The 17,602-nt window shown below is 60.5% G+C and carries 15 protein-coding genes, 1 tRNA gene and 1 pseudogene; 11 read left to right on the forward strand and 6 right to left on the reverse strand.

Features of this window, described 5'->3' with window-relative positions:
- The first annotated feature begins 31 nt into the window (after positions 1–31).
- Positions 32–853 carry an HDOD domain-containing protein gene (locus ACIPQ1_RS19915; RefSeq protein ID WP_186704543.1) on the forward strand — a complete coding sequence of 274 codons (822 nt, stop codon included), beginning with the start codon at positions 32–34 and terminating at the stop codon, positions 851–853.
- Between the two features lie 176 nt (positions 854–1,029).
- Here ACIPQ1_RS19915 and ACIPQ1_RS19920 read toward each other — a convergent pair whose 3' ends face one another.
- Together ACIPQ1_RS19920 and ACIPQ1_RS19925 are read right to left on the reverse strand one after the other, a co-directional pair.
- Entirely contained in the window at positions 1,030–2,415 is a 1,386-nt protein-coding gene (locus ACIPQ1_RS19920) for a sensor histidine kinase (protein WP_186704542.1), read from the reverse strand.
- The gene (locus ACIPQ1_RS19925) at positions 2,408–3,079 is read right to left on the reverse strand and encodes a response regulator (RefSeq protein ID WP_003198779.1); all 672 of its coding nucleotides are present in this window, start codon (positions 3,077–3,079) and stop codon (positions 2,408–2,410) included. The genes ACIPQ1_RS19920 and ACIPQ1_RS19925 overlap by 8 nt, the downstream gene beginning before the upstream one ends.
- Before the next feature lie 456 nt (positions 3,080–3,535).
- Between ACIPQ1_RS19925 and ACIPQ1_RS19930 the strand changes: the two genes are divergently transcribed.
- The 4 genes from ACIPQ1_RS19930 to ACIPQ1_RS19945 are packed head-to-tail and all read left to right on the forward strand — an operon-like array spanning position 3,536 to position 7,597.
- The gene (locus ACIPQ1_RS19930) at positions 3,536–4,528 is read left to right on the forward strand and encodes a Bug family tripartite tricarboxylate transporter substrate binding protein (RefSeq protein ID WP_411386734.1); all 993 of its coding nucleotides are present in this window, start codon (positions 3,536–3,538) and stop codon (positions 4,526–4,528) included.
- Positions 4,529–4,583: 55 nt separating this feature from the next.
- The gene (locus tag ACIPQ1_RS19935; RefSeq protein WP_411386733.1) at positions 4,584–5,045 is read left to right on the forward strand and encodes a tripartite tricarboxylate transporter TctB family protein; all 462 of its coding nucleotides are present in this window, start codon (positions 4,584–4,586) and stop codon (positions 5,043–5,045) included.
- A gap of 1 nt (position 5,046) precedes the next feature.
- Positions 5,047–6,561 carry a tripartite tricarboxylate transporter permease gene (locus tag ACIPQ1_RS19940; protein WP_411386732.1) on the forward strand — a complete coding sequence of 505 codons (1,515 nt, stop codon included), beginning with the start codon at positions 5,047–5,049 and terminating at the stop codon, positions 6,559–6,561.
- Positions 6,554–7,597, forward strand: coding sequence for an AbrB family transcriptional regulator (locus ACIPQ1_RS19945; protein ID WP_186704539.1), 1,044 nt, complete (start codon positions 6,554–6,556; stop codon positions 7,595–7,597). Before ACIPQ1_RS19940 ends, ACIPQ1_RS19945 begins: the two co-directional genes overlap by 8 nt.
- A gap of 55 nt (positions 7,598–7,652) precedes the next feature.
- Here ACIPQ1_RS19945 and ung read toward each other — a convergent pair whose 3' ends face one another.
- Positions 7,653–8,345 (reverse strand): uracil-DNA glycosylase, encoded by a 693-nt coding sequence (gene ung / locus ACIPQ1_RS19950; RefSeq protein WP_250962733.1) that lies wholly within the window; start codon positions 8,343–8,345, stop codon positions 7,653–7,655.
- A 131-nt stretch (positions 8,346–8,476) separates the two neighbouring features.
- On the opposite strand from ung, the gene ACIPQ1_RS19955 reads away from it, so the two are divergent.
- Positions 8,477–9,589 carry an enoyl-CoA hydratase/isomerase family protein gene (locus ACIPQ1_RS19955; RefSeq protein ID WP_446534665.1) on the forward strand — a complete coding sequence of 371 codons (1,113 nt, stop codon included), beginning with the start codon at positions 8,477–8,479 and terminating at the stop codon, positions 9,587–9,589.
- Positions 9,590–9,785: 196 nt separating this feature from the next.
- Here ACIPQ1_RS19955 and ACIPQ1_RS19960 read toward each other — a convergent pair whose 3' ends face one another.
- Positions 9,786–10,187, reverse strand: a complete 402-nt coding sequence (locus ACIPQ1_RS19960; RefSeq protein ID WP_207965312.1) for a hypothetical protein — start codon at positions 10,185–10,187, stop codon at positions 9,786–9,788.
- Positions 10,188–10,577: 390 nt separating this feature from the next.
- Here ACIPQ1_RS19960 and ACIPQ1_RS19965 point away from each other — a divergent pair.
- The 5 genes and pseudogenes from ACIPQ1_RS19965 to ACIPQ1_RS19985 all read left to right on the forward strand — a co-directional run.
- Positions 10,578–11,183 (forward strand): annotated as a pseudogene (locus ACIPQ1_RS19965) (GGDEF domain-containing protein); the annotation flags it as partial.
- A complete protein-coding gene (locus ACIPQ1_RS19970) occupies positions 11,176–11,394 on the forward strand; it encodes a cysteine-rich CWC family protein (protein ID WP_250962731.1) in 219 nt (72 codons plus the stop codon). The pseudogene ACIPQ1_RS19965 and the gene ACIPQ1_RS19970, both read left to right, overlap by 8 nt.
- A gap of 35 nt (positions 11,395–11,429) precedes the next feature.
- Complete coding sequence (locus ACIPQ1_RS19975) at positions 11,430–12,122, forward strand: pseudouridine synthase (RefSeq protein WP_446534666.1); 693 nt, start codon at positions 11,430–11,432, stop codon at positions 12,120–12,122.
- A 310-nt stretch (positions 12,123–12,432) separates the two neighbouring features.
- The gene (locus ACIPQ1_RS19980; protein WP_446534667.1) at positions 12,433–13,317 is read left to right on the forward strand and encodes an alpha/beta fold hydrolase; all 885 of its coding nucleotides are present in this window, start codon (positions 12,433–12,435) and stop codon (positions 13,315–13,317) included.
- Positions 13,318–13,479: 162 nt separating this feature from the next.
- Positions 13,480–13,553: transfer RNA gene (locus tag ACIPQ1_RS19985), tRNA-Gly, on the forward strand.
- A gap of 507 nt (positions 13,554–14,060) precedes the next feature.
- Here the strand turns inward: ACIPQ1_RS19985 and ACIPQ1_RS19990 are convergent.
- Both ACIPQ1_RS19990 and ACIPQ1_RS19995 read right to left on the reverse strand, forming a co-directional pair.
- Positions 14,061–14,255 carry a hypothetical protein gene (locus ACIPQ1_RS19990; RefSeq protein ID WP_446534668.1) on the reverse strand — a complete coding sequence of 65 codons (195 nt, stop codon included), beginning with the start codon at positions 14,253–14,255 and terminating at the stop codon, positions 14,061–14,063.
- Positions 14,256–14,848: 593 nt separating this feature from the next.
- A partial coding sequence (locus ACIPQ1_RS19995; RefSeq protein ID WP_446534669.1) for a beta strand repeat-containing protein occupies positions 14,849–17,602 on the reverse strand: 2,754 nt, incomplete at its 5' end.

The following is a 17,602-nucleotide window of genomic DNA, read 5'->3' on the forward strand; positions in this document are numbered from 1 at the left end:
AGTATTTGCCGCAGTACTCTAGAGAACCTAAATGAGCGATTTGGCGGATAAGGTCCAACGGGATTTGGTACAGGCCATCGATAACGACGACCTGGTTCTGCCAACATTACCGGAAGTGGCCATGCAGATTCGCCGGGCCGCCGAAGACCCGGAAATCAGCGTCAGCAACCTGAGCAAAGTGATCGGCCGCGATACGGCCCTCTCGGCACGCCTGATAAAAGTGGTCAACAGCCCGCTGTTGCGCGCCACCCAGGAAGTCACTGACCTGCACACGGCCATCACTCGACTGGGCGTCAACTACAGCAGCAACCTGGCCATCGGCCTGGTGATGGAGCAGATTTTCCATGCCCGCTCCGAGGTGGTGGAACTGAAGATGCGCGAAGTCTGGCGCAAGAGCCTGGAGATCGCCGGCGTCAGCTATGCGCTGTGTCGCGGCTACACCCAACTCAAGCCCGACCAGGCCGCGTTGGGTGGGCTGGTGCATCAGATCGGCGTGCTGCCGATCCTCACGTATGCACAAGACAATAATGAATTGCTGTCGGACCCGGTCAGCCTCAACCACGTCATCGAGACGATTCACCCGGTGCTGGGGGACAAGTTGCTCAGTGTCTGGGAGTTTCCGGAGCGGTTGGTGAAGCTGCCAGGGCTGTACCTGGATTTCAGCCGGGACTCCAAGCAAATCGATTATGTCGACCTGGTGCAGGTCGCTGCGCTGTACTGCTACAAGGACACCGACCACCCGCTGTCCAGGATCGACGTGTTCGGCGTCCCGGCCTTCAAGAAACTGGGCATCGACCCGGAAAACAAGGCCCGCTGCGCGGATATCGAAGAAGCGCGGTCGATGTTCTATTAAAAGGATCTGAAGCCACGAAGGCCTCTTGGCCATGCCGCTATTTTGCAGTCAGGCAGTTGCTTTTGTGGCGAGGGAGCTTGCTCCCGCTCGGTCGCGTAGCGGCCGCAAAAGCTTATGGCGCGGTAGCCAACCCACGGGAGCCCGCGACCTCGCCACAGGGTTTGGCATCGCCAGGTTTATCCCGGGACAAAACTCACCCGCACCTTCAACCCACGCTCCTGCCCGTCGTGCAAAGTGATCTGCGCCAGGTGCGCGCGGCAGATTTCGCCGACGATCGCCAACCCGAGTCCCGAGCCGGCCACTTGCTGGTTACGTCGATAGAACCGCTCGAATACCCGATCCCGCTCATGCAACGGAATGCCGGGGCCATCGTCCTCGACTTCCAGCACCGCCGGCGCTGACACCCGCAGGATTACGTTGCCGCCCGACGGCGTGTGGGCCAGGGCGTTGTCCACCAGATTGCTCAACAGCTCGTTCAACAAGGTCGGCTCGCCCCGCAGCCATACCGGTTCGTCGGCCTCCAGGGCCAGCGCCACGCCTCGGGCATGGGCCAGCGGGGCCATGGCCATGCCCAGCTCACGGGCCAACTGGCTCAGATCGAGCAACTGCGCGCCGCCTTCGGCAATGGCCCGGGCGCCATTTTCCACCCGCGCCAAGGACAACAACTGGTTGGCCAGGTGGGTCAATCGATCGGTCCCCTGGGCCGCGGTTTCCAGGGTTTCACGCCAGGTCACCGGCTCGCTGGCGCGCAAGCCCAGCTCCAGGCGCGCCTTGAGCGCGGCCAAGGGCGTGCGCAGTTCGTGGGCGGCATCGGCGATGAACTGCGCCTGACGTTCGAACTGCCCGCGCAGGCGCTCGGTGAAATGGTTGAGGGCCCGCACCAGCGGCCATAACTCGTGCTGCACCTCCACCAGCGGCAACGGCCGCAGATCGTCCGGCTGACGCTCCTCCACTGCCGTGCGCAAACGCTCCAGCGGGCGCAGCGCCGCGCTGACGGCGAACCACACCAACAGCAGCGCGCCCACGGCCAGCATGCCCAGGCGCAACAGCGTGTCGGCCATCAGGCTGCGGGCCATGCTGACCCGCGCCTCTTCGGTCTCGGCCACGCGAATTTCCGCCATGCCGTTCATGTTCGGCTCGCTCACGGCCTTGAGCAGGCTCACCACGCGCACGTTCTGCCCCTGGTATTGAGCGTTATAAAAACGCGCCAGGGCTGGGTAATCGTCCGTGCGGGGCGTTCCGGGTGGCGGGCCGGGGAGGTTTTCGTAGCCGGAAATCAACTTCTTGTCGATGTCGTTGACCTGGTAATAAATCCGTCCGGCACTGTCGTAGGCAAAGGTGTCCAGAGCCACGTAGGGCACATCCGCGCTGAGGCTGCCGTCGCGCTGGGACAGGCCTGCGGCGATGGTCCGGGCCGAGGCCAGCAGGGTCCGGTCATAGGCGGTGTCCGCCGCCTCGCGGCCGTTCCAATAAGCGCTCAAACCGCTGGCGAGCATCAGCACCACCAGCAGCAAGGCCAGGTTGCGAAGCAACCGCCAGCGCAGGCTGTCGGGCTTATGCATTGCGATTTTCCAGCAGATAGCCCAAGCCGCGGAACGTGACGATCGCCACCGCATGGCCGTCGAGTTTCTTGCGCAGGCGGTGGACGTAGATTTCGATGGCGTCGGGGCTGGCCTCTTCGTCCAGTCCGAACACCTGGGCCGCCAGTTGCTCCTTGCTCATCACCCGCCCCGGCCGGGCAATCAACGCTTCCAGCACGGCTTGCTCGCGGGAGGTCAGGGTCAGTAGTTCATCGTCGAGGGTAAAACGGCGGGTGTCCAGGTCGTAGACCAGCCCGCCGCAGCGCTGCTGGCGTTCTCCGCCCAGTACGCTGCGGCGCAGCAGGGCCTTGACCCGGGCCTCCAGCTCGGTGAGCTCGAATGGCTTGGCCAGGTAATCGTCGGCCCCCAGGTTGAGGCCATGGACGCGGTCCTTGACGTCGCTGCGGGCGGTCAGCATCAGCACCGGCAACGTCTTGCCACGGGCTCGCAGACGCGCCAGCACCTCGAAACCGTCCATGCGCGGCAGCCCAACATCGAGGACCGCCACGGCGTATTCCTCACTGCTCAAGGCCAGGTCGGCCGCGACGCCATCATGCAACACATCCACGGTCAAACCGGTGCTCTTGAGCGCCTGGGCAACGCTTTCGGCGAGCTGCAGATGGTCTTCGACGAGCAGGACACGCATGGGTTATTCCTCGATTCAGGGATGGCCGACGCCATTCTTTGGCGCGGAGTTTACAGCCGCATCCGCCACTGTGAAGCCAAAAAACACGCTGAAAGGTTTTGAAAGGTTAGCGAAAGGTTCGGTCGTTAGAGTCTTGAAACGGACAGTTACGACTGCCGGTCGCGAAACAGATCGCGAACGAAAAACGCCTCGAAGCGTTTTCGCCGAATAAAAACAATAAGCGGAGTATTCATCATGCGGTCCATGCACCTCCAGGCCTTCACACCCGCCCCTCTTTTGCGCTCCAACCAGACTACCCTTGCCTGTGCCGACGCCTGCGCCGATTTGCATCGACGACAAGGTGCATGCGCGCAACGTGACCTGCCGCGTCGTTGAAACGCTGCGCAGTTGCGCTACAGCTTCAAGCTTGCAATGCCCCATCTACAACACACAACAACAACTCCTGTGGAGACAACAATGAGCCTATCACTGCGTAAAGTAGCCCTGGCAGCCGGATGCCTGATGTTCGCCGGGCAATTGCTCGCCGCTGATCCATCCAAAGAACCGAAGCGCCCGGAATGTATCGCCCCGGCCTCCCCCGGTGGCGGTTTCGACCTGACGTGCAAGCTGGCGCAAAGCGCGCTGGTCAACCAGAAGCTGCTGACCAAACCGATGCGCGTCACCTACATGCCCGGCGGTGTCGGCGCGGTGGCCTACAACGCGGTGGTCGCCCAGCGCCCGGCCGACGCCGGTACGCTGGTGGCCTGGTCCAGCGGCTCACTGCTGAACCTGGCCCAAGGCAAGTTCGGTCGTTTCGATGAAAGTGCCGTGCGCTGGCTGGCCGCCGTGGGTACCAGCTATGGCGCCATCGCCGTGAAAAGCGACTCGCCCTACAAGACCCTCGACGATCTGGTACAGGCCCTGAAGAAAGATCCGGGCTCGGTGGTGATCGGCTCCGGCGGCACCGTGGGTAGCCAGGACTGGATGCAGACCGCCCTCATCGCCAAGGCCGCCGGCATCAACCCTCGCGACCTGCGCTACGTGGCCCTCGAAGGCGGCGGCGAAATCGCCACCGCACTGCTTGGCGGGCACATCCAGGTAGGCAGTACGGATATTTCCGACTCCATGCCGCACATCCAGAGCGGTGACATGCGCCTGCTCGCGGTGTTTGCCGAGAAACGCATCGACGAGCCGGAAATGAAAGACATTCCGACCGCCAAGGAACAAGGCTACGACATCGTCTGGCCTGTGGTCCGCGGCTTCTACCTCGGGCCGAAGGTCAGCGATGAAGACTACGCCTGGTGGAAAGACGCCTTCGACAAACTGCTGGCCTCCGAAGAGTTCGCCAAGCTGCGCGACCAGCGCGAGCTGTTCCCGTTCGCCATGACCGGCCCGGAACTGGACACCTATGTGAAGAAGCAAGTGGCTGATTACAAGACGCTGGCCAAAGAGTTCGGCCTGATCCAGTAATCCTCCCTGTTCTCGCGGCGGCGCCGGCACAACCGGCGCCGCCCAGGAGTTAGTCATGCTCACCATCCAACGTATTTTTGCCGCAGTGCTGCTGCTGGCCTGTCTCGGCCTGGCGCTGATGGCCTGGCCGTATCAGGCCGCCTTTTCCTACGAACCGGTCGGCCCGCGCGCCTTTCCATTATTGATCCTGGGACTGATGGGCCTGGCGCTGCTGTACATGCTGTTTCGCCCTACGCCCGTCATACACAGCGAGGACGACCCGCAACTGGACCGTGAAACCCTGCAGAAGATCGGCATCTGCGTCGCGCTGCTGCTGGTTTTCGCCGGGACCTTCGAACCCCTGGGCTTCATCGTCGCCAGCATCTTGGTCGGTGTGCCGATGGCGCGCCTGTATGGCGGTCGCTGGGTACCGAGCGTGGTGATCATCAGCCTGATGGCCATCGGTCTTTATCTGTTGTTCGACAAGCTGATGGACGTGCCGCTGCCCCTGGGCCTGCTCGACGTCCTGGAGAATTGATATGGATACCCTGAATTATCTCGGCCAGGGTTTTGGCGTTGCACTGACCCCCTACAACCTCGTCACAGCACTGAGCGGTACCCTGATCGGCACCGTGGTCGGCTTGCTACCAGGCCTGGGACCGATCAACGGCGTGGCGCTGCTGATCCCGATTGCCTTCGCCCTGGGGCTGCCGCCGGAATCGGCGCTGATCCTGCTGGCGGCGGTGTACCTGGGGTGCGAATACGGCGGGCGCATCAGCTCGATCCTGCTCAACATCCCCGGTGAAGCCTCCACCGTGATGACCACCCTGGACGGCTACCCGATGGCCCGCCAAGGCCTGGCCGGGGTGGCGTTGTCGCTGTCGGCATGGAGCTCGTTCATCGGCGCGTTCATCGCCACCTGCGGCATGGTGTTGTTTGCACCGCTGCTGGCCAAATGGGCGATTGCGTTCGGGCCGGCGGAATACTTCGTCCTGATGGTGTTCGCCATTGTCTGCCTCGGCGGCATGGCCGGCGATCGACCGCTCAAGACCTTCATCGCGGCGCTGATCGGCCTGTTCCTCTCCAGTGTCGGGATCGATGCCAACAGCGGCGTCTACCGTTTTACGGGTGACAACATCCATTTGACCGACGGCATCCAATTCGTCGTGCTAGTGCTGGGCCTGTTCTCCATCAGCGAGATTCTGTTGCTGCTGGAGAAAACCCATCGCGGCCAGGAAGCGGTGGAAGCCACCGGGCGGATGATGTTCAACTTCAAGGAAGCCGCCTCGGTGTTCTGGGTGAACATCCGCTGCGGCGTGCTGGGTTTCATCATGGGCGTATTGCCTGGCGCGGGCGCGACCCTGGCCAGTGCCGTGGCCTATATGACTGAAAAACGCATGGCCGGCGCCAGTGGCACGTTCGGCCAGGGCGACAAGCGTGGCCTCGCGGCGCCGGAAACTGCCATCGGCGGCGCAGCCTGCGGTGCGCTGGTGCCCATGCTGACCCTCGGCGTTCCCGGCTCGGGCACCACGGCGGTGATGATCGGCGCGCTGTCGCTGTACAACATCACCCCCGGTCCCCTGCTGTTCCAGCAACAGCCGGACATCGTCTGGGGCCTGATCGCCTCGTTGTTCGTCGCCAACATCATGCTGGTGATCCTCAACATCCCGATGATCCGCATCTTCACCCGCATCCTGGCCGTGCCAAACTGGGCGCTGGTACCGGTCATCGCGATCATCACCGGGATCGGCGTCTATGCGGTGCATGCCACCACGTTCGACCTGTTCCTGATGATCGGCATCGGCATCTTCGGCTACATCCTGCGCAAGTTGGATTTCCCACTGTCGCCGGTCTTGCTGGGCTTCATCCTCGGCGGGCTGATGGAGCAGAACCTGCGCCGTGCGCTGTCGATCTCCAACGGTGCGCTGGAGATCCTCTGGTCGAGCCCGATCACCTTCGGTTGCTGGATCCTGACGGCGATCATGTTGTTCCTGCCGCTGCTGCGCATCTGGCGTCGTCGCAGTGCCCAGCGTCGTGCCCTGGCCAATGTCTGAGGCAACAACCTTCAGACAATGGTGGGGAACACCGCTGGTCGGTCTGGCCGGCGGTTACCTGGCCAGCCTGATCGGCTGGCCCTTGCCTTGGATGGTCGGCTCGTTGCTGGCGATCATCCTGGTGCGCTGTCTCACGCCATGGCAGTTGATGGAAATCCCCGGCGGCCGCAAATGCGGCCAATGGGTGGTGGGCATCGGTATCGGCCTGCACTTTACGCCGGTGGTGATGGAGCAAGTCCTGAGCCACTTCGGCCTGATCTTCTTCGGCGCGCTGATCACCAGCGTGTCCAGCGTGGTGAGTGTCTGGCTGATGCGTCGCACCGGCGAGGACCGTGCCACCGCGTTTTTTTCGAGCATGCCGGGCGGTTCCGGCGAAATGGTCAACCTCGGCGCCCGCAACGGCGCGGACCTCAGCCGCGTTGCAGCGGGCCAGAGCCTGCGGGTGCTGGTGGTGGTGTTGTGTGTGCCGGCGGCCTTCAAGTACTTGTTGGGTGAAGGTACGCCGATGCAACACGCCACCACGGTGGACTGGCTGTGGCTGGCGATCCTGTTCCCGGCGGGCGCCCTGCTCGCCTGGGTCTGGGAGCGCTTGCGCCAGCCCAATCCCTGGTTGTTCGGGCCGTTGCTGGTGAGCGCGGCGGTGAGTGTCGGTTGGGACCTGCACATTGGCCTGCCCGACGGCGCCAGCCAGCTTGGCCAGTGGCTGATCGGCAGCGGGTTGGGTTGTCATTTCAACCGACAATTCTTTCGTCGGGCACCGTCATTCATGGGTCGCACGTTGGTTGGCACGGTGTTGACGATGCTGATCGCCACACTGGCAGCCCTTGGCTTGAGCACCTTGACCCACCTGGATCTGCGTTCGTTGACGTTGGGCATGATGCCCGGCGGCATCGCGGAAATGAGCCTGACGGCGGAGACGCTGCAACTGTCGGTGCCATTGGTGACGGCGTTGCAGGTGATGCGGTTGTTGTTCGTGCTGTTCCTGGCGGAGCCGTTGTTCAGGTACTGGACGAGCAGGTCGGGTTCGGACTTGTAGACCGAGTGGCCTTCATCGCGAGCAAGCTCGCGATGGGGTCTTTATTGCCAACCGTTTAAACCGGCGGCAACCGCCACTCGATCGGCTGCTCGCCATGCTGCTGGAGAAACTTGTTGGTCCGGCTGAAATGGCCGCAGCCGATGAAGCCTCGGTGGGCCGACAGCGGTGACGGGTGGACCGAGGTCAGCACCAAGTGCTTGGTCGCATCGATCAACTTCTGCTTGCCCTGGGCATGGGCGCCCCACAGCAGGAACACCAGGTTCGGCTGGTGTTCGCTGACCACTTCGATGACCCGGTCGGTAAAGTGTTGCCAACCTTTCTTGGCGTGGGCGTTGGCATTGGCGCGCTCCACGGTCAGGGTCGTGTTGAGCAGCAACACGCCCTGGTCGGCCCAGCTTTGCAGGTAACCGTGATTCGGAATGTCGATGTTCAAATCGCGCTTCAATTCCTTGTAGATATTCACCAGCGACGGCGGCGTCGGCACACCCGGCTGCACCGAGAAGCACAAGCCATGGGCCTGGCCTGGACCGTGGTACGGATCCTGGCCGAGAATCACCACCTTGACCTTGTCCAGCGGCGTGGAATTGAGGGCATTGAAAATCAACGGTGCCGGTGGATAAATTTCCTTGCCGGCGGCGTATTCACTGCGCAAAAACTCGCGCAACTCCGCCATGTAGGGCTTGTCGAACTCGGCACGCAAGGCCTGCTTCCAGCTCGGTTCGAGTTTGATACGGTCGTCAGCAGTCATGGTTGCATCCGGTAAAAACAATGGGCGCACCCTAGGAAAGCCTACAGGGCTTGTCAATTGATCTGACGCAGAACCGGCACTTTCCCACGCAGCGGTCATACTGAACATTCAAATTTCTGATCGAGGTCACGATGAATCTGCACTTCGAAGAACTCACCGGCATCGACGGTGCCCGTATCGGCATCGCCACGCTGGATGCCGAAAAATCCCTGAACGCCCTGTCCCTGCCCATGATCAACGCTTTGCGTGATCGCCTCGATGCCTGGGCCCGAGAGCCGCAGGTCGTGTGTGTGCTGTTGCGTGGCAACGGCGCCAGGGCCTTCTGCGCCGGCGGCGAAGTGCGCAGCCTGGTGGAGGCCTGCCGCGCGCATCCCGGCGAAGTCCCGCCGCTGGCGGCGCAATTCTTCGCAGCGGAATACCGCTTGGACTTCAACCTGCACACCTACCCCAAACCCCTACTGTGCTGGGGTCACGGTTATGTACTGGGCGGCGGCATGGGGTTGCTGCAAGGCGCCAGTACCCGCATCGTCACGCCCAGCAGTCGCTTGGCGATGCCGGAGATCAGCATTGGCCTGTACCCGGATGTCGGCGCCAGTTGGTTCTTGTCGCGCCTGCCCGGCAAGCTCGGGCTGTTTCTCGGCCTGACCGGCGCCCACATGAACGCCCGGGACGCCATCGACCTGGGCCTGGCCGACCGCTTTCTACTGGACGAACAACAGGACGATCTGATCGAGGGCCTGCTGCAACTCAACTGGCAGGAGCAGACCGAGATGCAGCTCAACAGCTTGCTCAAGGCCTTGCAGCAGGAAGCCATCACCCAACTGCCCGAAGCCCAATGGCTGCCGCGGCGGCCGAAAATCGACGAGTGGCTGGATGTCAGTGATGTACGCTGCGCCTGGAAAGCCCTCAGCCTGTTGGTAGACCACCCTGATCCGCTGATCGCCCGGGCCGCCAAGACCATGAGCGAAGGCTCACCGTTGACCGCTCACCTGGTCTGGGAGCAAATTGCCCGGGCCCGGCACTTGTCCTTGGCCGGTGTGTTCCGGATGGAATACACCTTGAGCCTCAACTGCTGCCGCCATCCGGAGTTCAGCGAAGGCGTGCGGGCGCGTCTGATCGACAAGGACCACAAACCGCGCTGGCACTGGCCGGACATCAACCACGTGCCCGAAGCGGCGGTCGAGGCGCACTTTCACAAGGTGTGGGAGGGCAGGCATCCGTTGGCGGACTTATCTAACGAATAAGCAAGCCAGAAGGAGACCCCTGTGGGAGCGAGCTTGCTCGCGATGGAGGTATGGCAGGCAGATGAATGCTGGCTGACCTGACGCCATCGTCGGATCGCCGCCCGGAGCAAGCTCGCTCCCACAAGTGGTATTCCGTCGAGGTTATCGCAGGCACAAAAAAGCGGCGCTTCATGCGCCGCTTTTTGCTGCCAGTCCATTACCGATGATTGCCCCGTCCATCATGACCCCGTCCCCGATGATCATGTCCACGGTCACGTCCGCCACGGCCACGACGGTCGTCGTTCCAGCCACCCCGATCGCGACCGTCCCAGCCGCCCCGGTGTGGATAAGGCCGGTACGCCGCTCGCGGTGGCGAGTAATGGCGTGGACCATGTTGGTAGTAGCGCGGTGCCGAGTAATAGCGCGGCGCCGGTTGGTAGTATCGCGGAGCGTAATAGCCGCGCGGTGCCGAATAGTAACTCCCGCCACCGCTGTAATAGACCGGCGCCGGTGAGGTGTAGACCTCGGAACGGTAGTAGCTCGAGTCTCCGTCGTAGTAGGGCACGCATGCCGAAAGAGTCAGGCCAAGAAACGCAATGAGCAGCAGTCGTCGATACATGGCGGCCTCCTGGACCGCGAATGGGCCACATCAGCGACGCTGATGGGCGGCAGTCAACGTTGTGTGACTGACACCTACTCAGACAGCAGAATTGGAATCTGGTGCGTTTGTGCAATAAGTTGAAACATGTAGCGCTTTGCCCAGTTTCGGCCACTATTTTGAATGCCCCCACAAACGTGGCAAATCCGACTGTCTTTTCCCACAAGGCCACTAAACTGATTTCATTGGGTCTGCGCCAAGGGAATCGCCATGTCGCTCCGTTCGCCGTTATATTCCCAGCGCAAGCCGCTCCTGGCCGTGGTGGCGCTGCTCGGTTCTGGTTTCCTGATCATTACGTTGCTGGGCTATTACGCCGCCCATGCCCCGCTACGGGAACACATCCTAAAGACGTTGTTCGTGAATCTACTGATCGGCGTGCTCGTGACGCTGACGGTCCTGGCCATCCTTTATCGGCTTATCAACAATTACCAACAGCGCATCGACGCCCAGGCCACCCTCGACAGCCTGACCGAATTGCCGAACCGCCGTGGCTTCGACCTGCTGGCCGTGCAAGCCCTGCACGAAGCCCAGCGCGAACCCAAACCCTTGACGGCGCTGCTGGTGGAGCTGGACGACTTCAAGCAGCTGGACACCACCCACGGTCATATCGCCACCGATCAACTGCTCACCGGCTTCGCCCGCAACCTGACGGAGAGCCTGCGGCATTCGGACATTGTGTGTCGTTGGAGCGCCGACGCCTTCGTCGTCCTGCTCAAGGACACCGATGGTCAGACCGGTCTGAAAATCGCAGAGAAAATTCGTCAGCACATCGAAAAGCAGCGCTATTTCTGCAGTGGAAAGCAACTGCGGGTTACCGTCAGCCTCGGCCTCACCACCCTACAAGACGAAGACACCTTGCACAGCCTGCTGTCGCGGACCGATCATGCGCTGCAACGCGCCCGGCAAACCGGGTGCAACCGAACCTGTGTGGAAATGCCTCACTCCAGCTATGAATAAACCCGACCTTTGCCCGGCCTGCGGCGGCGCCAACGACTGCACCCTGGCCGACCCTCGAACCGCCGACCGGCCCTGCTGGTGCTACAGCGTGAGCATCGACCCGGCCGTGCTCGAAGCATTGCCGACCGAGCTGCGGGATCAGTCCTGCTTGTGCCCGCATTGCGCGCAGGTCGACATCCAGTTGCGCGCCAAGCCCCGGCCAATCGCGTAAGATGCCCGCCCTCCGCTGCCCTGCCTGAACTGCCCATGCGCGTCGACCGTTTCCTCAGCAATCTGCCGCGATTCAATCGCCAACAAGTGCGCCTGTTGCTGGTGGAACGCCGAGTGCGAATCGACGGCCAGACCGTCAGCGATCCCCATGCCCCGGTACGTGAGTTCAGTCGCGTCGAAGTCGACGACGACGTGCTGCAAGCCGGCCGACCGGCGCGCTACTTCATGCTGCACAAGCCGCCCGGCTGTGTCAGCGCCACGCGCGATCCGCAACACCCTACCGTGCTCGACTGGCTGGACGAACCGGACAAGGGCGATCTGCATATCGCCGGGCGCCTGGATTTCAACACCACCGGGCTGATGCTGATCACCAATGATGGAACCTGGTCCCGACGCCTGACCCAACCGCAGACCAAACTGCCCAAGGTCTACTACGTCGAAACCGAGCAAACCATCACCACCGAATACACCGACACCTTCGCCCGAGGCATGTACTTCGCCTTCGAAGACCTCACCACCCAGCCGGCAGAACTGACACTGCTGGGGGAAAAGTCGGCGCGCTTGAGCATCGTGGAAGGACGTTACCACCAGGTCAAACGCATGTTCGGCCACTTCAACAACAAGGTGCTGCGCCTGCACCGCGAGCGCATGGGCCCGCTGGTGTTGGACGCTCATTTAGCGCCGGGTCAATACCGGGCCTTGCGCCCTGAAGAAGTCCAGCTCATCTGACCCCACGACCGCTGGGCAGAAGTGTCGAACAATTTTCCGATAGGGACTTGCGCAACGGTCGCCCCCCTGCTTGAATCAAACCGTCGGCCGAAATGTGACCGACGGGTCACCTCATACCTCTAAGAAACTTTTTGCCGGCGGGAACCCTCAGGTTCCGCGTTATTCGTCCGGCAAACTGCCCGCCATAACAATACCCGTCGACCGGCTTTCATGGATCGACATGGGCCTTATCTTCCAGGCGTATGCCTACCTGTCACATTGCCCGTGCAATCTTATTGCGCGCATACCCGCTTGCCAGGAGTCTTATGACATGAGGCCAGAAATCGCTGTGCTGGATATACAGGGTCAGTATCGGGTTTACACGGAGTTCTATCGCGCAGACGCCGCACAAAAGACCATCATCCTGGTCAACGGCTCAATGGCCACCACCGCGTCGTTTGCACAGACCGCCAAAAACCTCTACCCGCAATTCAACGTCGTGCTGTACGACCAGCCCTACGCGGGCAGGTCCAAGGCCCACAATCGGCACGAGAAAATGCTGACGAAGGAGATCGAAGGGCAGATCCTCCTGGAACTGATCGACCACTTCGCCGCCGAGCACGTGCTGTCGTTTTCCTGGGGCGGCGCCGCCACGCTGAGCGCCCTGGCCCAACGGCCACGGCGCATCGAAAAAGCAGTGATCAGCTCGTTCTCGCCAGTGCTCAATGCGCCGATGCGCGACTATCTGGAGCGTGGTGTGGACTACCTGGGCAGCCTGGACGGAGACCGTGTCGGTCACTTGGTCAACAGCACCATCGGCAAGCATCTGCCGCCGCTGTTCAAGCGCTTCAACTATCGCCATGTCAGCAGCCTGGCCGAGCACGAATACGGGCAGATGCACTTCCACATCACCGATGTGCTCCACAGCGACCAACAGTGCTATGTCAACGCGGCCAAGAAAATCAACGTGCCGGTGCTGTTCCTGAACGGCGAATGGGATGAATACACCTCGGCCGACGACGCCAGGCTGTTCGCCAACCACGTCGAGCACAGCACCTTCAGCACGCTGCAAGCCACCGGGCACTTCCTGGACATGGAACACAAAGCCGCCTGCCGCGACAGCCGCAACGCCCTGATGAGTTTCCTCACACCTGAACCCCACGAAAGCCGACCGCGCTACAGCTACGTGCAGGGTTACCATGCACTGGCCATCTGAAACCGAGTCCTGGCGAGCAAGCCCCTTCCCGCCCTTTCAACACAGGGGCTTGCCCGCCAACGACCGCTCTGGTTTGAGGCTCGCGTAGACGACTGGTCGCACGCTGTGTGAAGAAATACTTCAAATCCGTGCCCACATCTGGTACAAAGTCAGCCGCTCTGAGCGGGTGTCGTATAATGGCATTACTCCAGCTTCCCAAGCTGATAACGAGGGTTCGATTCCCTTCACCCGCTCCAATCGAATTCTGGTCCTGCGTTGTGTGTTTTTGACGGGGGATTAAAAAAACCGGCTCTTGGTGGCCGGTTTTTTTTGGTCTGGTGTTTTGTGGGGTTTGCGTTCCCGACGGTCGCGCCGAGGATCCAGGGCGGCAAGCGTGCCGACCCAATCGAATAGGCTATTCCGAAAAGTATCTGAGCGACAGACAATCAAACATGTTTTGCGACAAAAGCGACAACGGCAAACAGAGTCAGGGCGAACGTAACACCGATGCTGAATGGCAACAACGTAACGCGGACTGTGGTCGGCGCCGGGCGTCTCATCTCCTCAGCTAACGCCTCTACTTCTTGATGCAATTGTTCGATGCTTGCTCGATAACTACGAGGTGTAGGCATGTTTCTTTCCCCTCTGAGGCTGCGGGCCTTGCTGAGTCTGTGAACCCTTTCGAACAATGTGAGCCGCGTGCTTGCAGAGCTCAAGTGCCCGTAATGCAGGGAGAGTATTGGCTCATTGTGGCGAACCAGCGCTCAGATTTTAATCCCAAAACCCGCAACAGCGACAATGGCGGTTGCTACCCCTGCCCCTACTGCGTATGGGTACCAGAAGGCTTCGCTCTTCAGCTTCGTTTCTTCTGCCGTAAGCTTGCGAGTCTCAGCCAACAACTTTCGGGTTTCGATCAAAAGTTTATCGAGCTCTAAATTATCGCGGTCATTCTGAAGCATCGATCATTCTTCCAGGGTTTAAGCCATCGTCCTAAGCGTCGCTTACCGCGAAGCCGGCAAAATCCATCGGACGTCAACCGCTCACTGCCAATCGTATGTTCGTTCGTGGAGTACTATTTCCTATCTGAGCAGTTGTGGATAGCGGGCGGCTGCCTCTTAGTTTGTAGGCAAGATCAGAGACCTGTGTACGACAGAGAATCAACTGCTTTTCGGTCAACTGATCGGTTTGTTGGCCCTTGTTTTTAGGTAGAGCCAATCCCGGAAATAACCCTAAGAAAAATGAGCTCCCTCGCCACGTATGGCATGGCCCCAGGGGAGATTTGTAGGCAAAATCCGAAAACTGCGTAGGGGGTGCGCTTACTAGACCTTTCTGTGATCGATGACGTTGTGAAAGTCATTACGCCTAGACCGGAAGTTGGAGTTAGAAAAGAAGCCGAGAAACAATAGATAGACAGTCCCTTTGAGATTGGGAGCCGGCACGATTCCCACCTGACGGAAAAACAAAAAGCCCCGGCGTTTTCGCAGCGGGGCTTTTTGTATCTTGAGGCGTCTACTTGTGTCGTTCATTGCTCGGCAAGAACGCTATCTGCTGTTTAGGAAAACAGATCACTGGCAGACTGGTTAGCGCCCGACAGAGTGATGAGCTGCATATCAGCCGTCTGGATCTGTTCGATGGTGTCGTAACCTGCATACCAATCCTTGAGGCGCACACCTTCTTCCGGTGCCTGTCCTGGATCAAAGCTTGATCGGTGCAGATAAAGGTCATCGCCGATGCGATCAGCCAACAGTTCAGAACTGCTGATGTATGACAGAACCAATGTGTCGCCGCTGCTGATGCCGTCGTCCTGAATCGTCACTAACGTTGGAGTATTGACGGTGTAGGTATCGTCACCCTCACCACCGTTGGCAAAACCGTCGTTCTGCAATATCAGCCTGTCATCCCCCAGACCTCCCGACAGTGAAAAGTTCACGCCAGTACCGGTCAACAAGTCGTTGCCTTCCCCACCATCAGCCGTGCCATGTGCCACAGTGATAACGTCACCTCCGGCCTCACCGTAGGCTTGAGTACCCTCGTCGCTGGCAGCCGTGACGATGGTGTCGTTACCGTTGCCGCCATACAGGATGTCTGCCTGCAGCCCATTCGCCGAGCTAGCGACTTTGAAAGGCCCTATCGACGAAGTCAGCCCACCGTAGAGGTAATCATTGCCGTCCCCGCCGTCGATGACGTCGTTGCCCCATCCGCCCTCCAGATAATTGACACCTGTGTTTCCAACCAAGACATCGTTGAAGTGACTGCCCAACACATGTTCGATGTTGAGCAATACATCACCTTCGGCATCGCCACCTTGATTGATTTGAGTCTGCAAGTTGATCGAGACGCCTGTTGTGCTTGTAATATAAAAAGCACTGTCGAGGCCTGCGCGACCATCGATTACATCGGCGCCGGCTCCACCGATGAAGATGTCCTTCAGACCGGAGCCCGATAGCGTGTCGTTAAAATTGCTGCCTTGGAACATTTCAATGTTGGCGTAGGTATGACCAGCAGTCTCCCCTGTGTTAGAGCCATTGGTCAGGTCGATCGTCACCGCGCTGTCAGACTGTTCATAAGTGACTAGATCCACGCCACCCGCGCCATCCTGCATCATGGACGAACTACCGCCATAGAATATGTCGTTAAAATTCGACCCTCTGACCACCTCGATTCCGGTGTAGGTATCACCTGCCGCGATCCCACTATGCACACCCGTCTTGAGGTTGATGCTCATGGCTTCTTTGCTGTCGAGATAACCCGCTATGTCAGAGCCAGCACCGCCAATGAACTGATCCGCGCCCGCGCCACCGTACAGCGTGTCGTTACCCGAACCGCCGGTAATGATGTTGTCGCTGTCGTTGCCATAACCGATGAATGCGCCAGTGCCAACATAGGTCAGGCGCTCGACGTTGGCCGCCAGGACCGTGCCGCTGGGATTGATCACCGACACGCGGACTTCATCGTTGCCGCCACCGGCCTGTTCGATGATGGTCGGTGTGTACCCCATGCCGATGTTGTAGATGTCGTCGCCAGCCCCGCCTTCCAGCCGCACCCCTGTGACGATGGTGTACGGGCCAGCGGAGAGCACGTCGTTGTAGGCAGAGCCTATGACCGTTTCGATAGCCGTTAAAATAGTGCCTTCGGCATCTCCGCCCGTTCCTGCGGTGCCCGTCCCAAGGCGGACGTTGACGTTTACCCCGGCCGTCGAGCCCGAGTAATCGACCGTGTCGACCCCGGCACCGCCGTCGAAATCGATACCGCTACCATTGCCCACGAACGTGTCGTTGAAGTTCGATCCCCTGACCGCCTCGATGTCAGTGTAGGTATCACCTGCCGCGATCCCGGAATACACACCCGTCTTGAGGTTGATCGTCACCGCTTCCTTGCTGTCGGTATAACCCGCTACGTCGTAGCCAACACCGCCGATGAACTGATCCGCGCCCGCGCCACCGTACAGCGTGTCGTTACCCGAACCGCCGGTAATGATGTTGTCGCTGTCGTTGCCATAACCGATGAATGCACCTGTGCCAACGTAGGTCAGGCGCTCGACGTTGGCCGCCAGGACCGTGCCGCTGGGATTGATCACCGACACGCGGACTTCATCGTCGCCGCCACCGGCCTGTTCGATGATGGTCGGTGTGTACCCCATGCCGATGTTGTAGATGTCGTCGCCGGCCCCGCCTTCCAGCCGCACCCCTGTGACGATGGTGTACGGGCCAGCGGAGAGCACGTCATTGTAGGCAGAGCCTATGACCGTTTCGATAGCCGTTAAAATAGTGCCTTCGGCATCCCCGCCCGTTCCTGCGGTGCCCGTCCCGAGACGGACGTTGACGTTTACCCCGGCCGTCGAGCCCGAGTAATCGACCGTGTCGACTCCGGCACCGCCGTCGAAATCAATACCGCTACCATCACCCACGAACATGTCGTTGAAGTTCGATCCCCTGACCGCCTCGATGTCGGTGTAGGTATCACCTGCCGCGATCCCACTATGCACACCCGTCTTGAGGTTGATGCTCACCGCTTCCTTGCTGTCGGTATAACCCGCGATGTCATGGCCGGCACCGCCAATGAACTGATCCGCGCCCGCGCCGCCGAACAAGGTGTCGTTGCCCGAACCGCCGGTAATGATGTTGTCGCTGTCGTTGCCGTAACCGGTAAATGCACCTGTGCCAACGTAGGTCATGCGTTCGACGTTGGCCGCCAGCACGGTGCCGCTGGGATTGATCACCGACACGCGGACTTCATCGTCGCCGCCACCGGCCTGTTCGATGATGGTCGGTGTGTACCCCATGCCGATGTTGTAGATGTCGTCGCC

Source organism: Pseudomonas sp. LARHCG127 (assembly GCF_052871455.1).